The sequence below is a fragment of the Prevotella sp. MGM2 genome (assembly GCF_002933955.1).
Taxonomy (GTDB): Bacteria; Bacteroidota; Bacteroidia; order Bacteroidales; family Bacteroidaceae; genus Alloprevotella.
This window is the reverse complement of record NZ_BEWW01000119.1, coordinates 1-2,566: the sequence shown is the minus strand read 5'-3', so window position 1 is coordinate 2,566 and position 2,566 is coordinate 1. Positions and strand designations below refer to the sequence as shown.

Below are 2,566 nucleotides of genomic sequence, written 5' to 3'. Positions count from 1 at the left end.
AGGGGTCAAATCCCGCGTGCCCGAGGGGGTCAAACTCACGCGCCTTTTCCAGCATACTCCCGACCTTGAAAATTCTTTCCCGTCAGGTTTTTGAAAATCATCTTCATGCCTGTTCCGTCATCGCTGTGCAAGATGATTTTTCCGTTCTGTCTGATTGCTTCCATGATTAAAACTTGTTTTTGTGAATATTATCGTAGATTGGGACAGCGGTTTCTTTGCCTACTTTCTTTTTCGCCATCATGCTCACGAAAGAAAGTAGGCGGCTTTTGCCGCCCACCCCTCAAAATCGGGTGTAAAGTCCCGTTACCATCGTGAACATTTCTTCCAGCATATCGCAGTATATGCCATCGTGCGTTGCAATGTCCTTTGTCTTGCACTCGAATGTCTTTTTACTGAACGTCTTGCGGTAGAAACGCATATTGTAGAGGTCTAATCCTGCATCGTAGATGATGTCAAGGCGGTTTGCGCTTGTCTTGTTCCTCGCAAGGCTCATACGCAAGCCGTTTCCCATGTCTATGAAGTCCTTGCTTCCCGTCATGGCGGCAAAGCGTCTGCCGCCTATCTGCTGTAAAATAGTCTTTGCTATCATGCTTTTCTTGGTTTTAGGTTGGCGGTGCGGACACCGCCAACTTGTTCAACATTCTGTTATCTCGGCAATGGGTGTGTTTCGTTTCAACCATTCCATCAGGCACTCCATATTGTACTCGCTTGTGATGACTGCCGTATGGCTGTCAATGGCGGTAAACCTGCTACTTTCATAGTCATCTATCCACTTTTTTAGGGTATCAACTCCCCACGCTTCGGCATCGTCAAAGATGCCGTCCAATACTTTGATAGGCTCGCTGAACTTCACTATCAGCGTTTGGTAGGCTGCTGCGTTCATAAGTTTCCCTCCTTTCCCTTTTTCGTGGTCAGCCACTTGTCACGTGCGGTTCGGCACTCGTCCAACGTAGGTTTGACACAAGAGAACAATTCTCCGTCTGCGGGGTGGCGGTAGTCGTACTGCACAAGTGTCCGCTTGCGTCTGCCGATACCCATTTGGAATTTTTCGTATTTCTCCATACCTGCTTCCGTGCAGGTGCTTACTCCGTTGATAGTCATTCGTGTTGCCATAATCGTTGATTTTAGAGTTGTTAAAAATGTACTGACAAAACTCGGTTGCGCATCACCATTTCGGGGTCGCTCGTGTAGCGTTGGTGCAGGTAGAAATGGTGGCTGCCGAAGCCGTAAAGGAAGAACCTGTCAAGTTCGTGCTTCTCGGCAAAGCCCTTGACGCTTGCCCTTAACTGCTCCTCACTCGTTGCCAGAGTGAGGAGGTTCACAAATTCAAGGAACATCACGGGGATTTTATCGTCCCACAGACAAATCATGCTTTCAATTCTTACTTCCATACTATTGGATATTATAGGTTTATACTATGCCGCTTCCATCCGTTGGCGGATAAGGTTCACGTTGCTGTTCACAAGGTTTACAATGCGGTCGTGGTATTCGGTGTTCTCGTTGCATAAGCCACGGCACTGCACCACCTCCAAAGTTTTCAGTGATACCTCTATCGTTTCTATGCGTCTGCCGTCAATGGTCGCTGAAAGGATAAGAGAATTTTCCCGATTGTGGTAGCCACCCACGCAATGGTGCATCATACGTCCTTCCTCTATCATTTCCTCCACGCTCTCTATGACCTTGATACGGATAAGGTTGTCGGAGAACACAAGTCCGAAGAAGATACCTTTGGCTTTCAGATAGTTCTTCTCGTCCTCAATCGCCTTTTGCCGTTGCTGTTCCGTCCGCTCACGTTCCCTTTGTCGGTTACGCTTCGCCACCAACTTGTCGTGTTCGGCTTTGAGGTCGGCAGGGCAAACGTACTTCGGGCTGTTCGTGTCCTTGCCGAAATGACGCAGGAGGTCTATCGTGTCACGCCACATAGAGCCGTTGGCAATGGTGTAGCCATTTCGGATACATATCTTCAAGGATGCCCAATACTCTACGATATTGAAAGAGTGGTATATATAGTAACGCAACATGGGATATTGCCCTGCCTTCAACAGCGTTTCGGCTCGGCAGTCGGAAAGTATGGCTTTGAAAAGGTCGTAAGGCAGGATGTTGTGATAATCACCCTTGAAGCCGTTGCGTTTCACTTCGGGTATGAAACGCTGTCGTGGGTAGGTGCATACCGGATTTATGTCGTATGCCCGAAATTCTCCATTCTTGCGTACCTCCATGTCGCTGTATTCATTCCATAGGTCGTAATAGAACAAGGACATGCCACGCAATCGGGCAACGGTCGTTGTCTTGCCGTCGGGGGCAATCCACCTCTGCACCACTTCAAAGATGGAATATTCGGCTGGCTGCCCTGCCTTGTATCGTGACTTGACGGAAAAGAAGCGTATCACTTGGTATTGCTTGCAGGTGGTGACGATGGAGAAATACTCCATATCGCTGAAAACACTCTTTCGGGTGCGTAATGTTTCCAACTCCATGCCGCAACGGGGGCAGGTGCATCCGCAAATGGTATCTGCAAGGTCGTGGTCGCTTTTCCACGAATGTCCGCACTCGGTGCAGATGTTCG

General features: G+C 48.7%; 6 protein-coding genes. All 6 read right to left on the bottom strand.

Annotation, left to right across the window (positions count from 1 at the left end; translation table 11 throughout):
- Nucleotides 1-35: 35 nt before the first annotated feature.
- Nucleotides 36-164, bottom strand: a complete 129-nt coding sequence (locus tag C5S62_RS14020) for a hypothetical protein (RefSeq protein ID WP_255400127.1) — start codon at nt 162-164, stop codon at nt 36-38.
- 116 nt (nt 165-280) lie between these two features.
- Nucleotides 281-589 carry a hypothetical protein gene (locus C5S62_RS02595; RefSeq protein ID WP_100766168.1) on the bottom strand — a complete coding sequence of 103 codons (309 nt, stop codon included), beginning with the start codon at nt 587-589 and terminating at the stop codon, nt 281-283.
- Nucleotides 590-634: 45 nt separating this feature from the next.
- On the bottom strand, nt 635-883 hold the full coding sequence (locus tag C5S62_RS02590; RefSeq protein WP_104403925.1) for a hypothetical protein: 249 nt from the start codon (nt 881-883) through the stop codon (nt 635-637).
- On the bottom strand, nt 880-1,113 hold the full coding sequence (locus C5S62_RS02585) for a DUF3873 domain-containing protein (RefSeq protein ID WP_024988516.1): 234 nt from the start codon (nt 1,111-1,113) through the stop codon (nt 880-882). Before C5S62_RS02585 ends, C5S62_RS02590 begins: the two co-directional genes overlap by 4 nt.
- Before the next feature lie 20 nt (nt 1,114-1,133).
- On the bottom strand, nt 1,134-1,391 hold the full coding sequence (locus C5S62_RS02580; protein WP_104403924.1) for a hypothetical protein: 258 nt from the start codon (nt 1,389-1,391) through the stop codon (nt 1,134-1,136).
- A gap of 24 nt (nt 1,392-1,415) precedes the next feature.
- On the bottom strand, nt 1,416-2,566 hold a 1,151-nt coding region (locus C5S62_RS02575), incomplete at its 5' end, for a PcfJ domain-containing protein (protein WP_104403923.1).

What these genes read in the sequence shown, in the direction of transcription:
- C5S62_RS14020 (WP_255400127.1), bottom strand. Translation starts at nt 164, where the DNA reads ATGGAAGCAATCAGACAGAACGGAAAAATCATCTTGCACAGCGATGAC.
- C5S62_RS02595 (WP_100766168.1), bottom strand. Translation starts at nt 589, where the DNA reads ATGATAGCAAAGACTATTTTACAGCAGATAGGCGGCAGACGCTTTGCC.
- C5S62_RS02590 (WP_104403925.1), bottom strand. Translation starts at nt 883, where the DNA reads ATGAACGCAGCAGCCTACCAAACGCTGATAGTGAAGTTCAGCGAGCCT.
- C5S62_RS02585 (WP_024988516.1), bottom strand. Translation starts at nt 1,113, where the DNA reads ATGGCAACACGAATGACTATCAACGGAGTAAGCACCTGCACGGAAGCA.
- C5S62_RS02580 (WP_104403924.1), bottom strand. Translation starts at nt 1,391, where the DNA reads ATGGAAGTAAGAATTGAAAGCATGATTTGTCTGTGGGACGATAAAATC.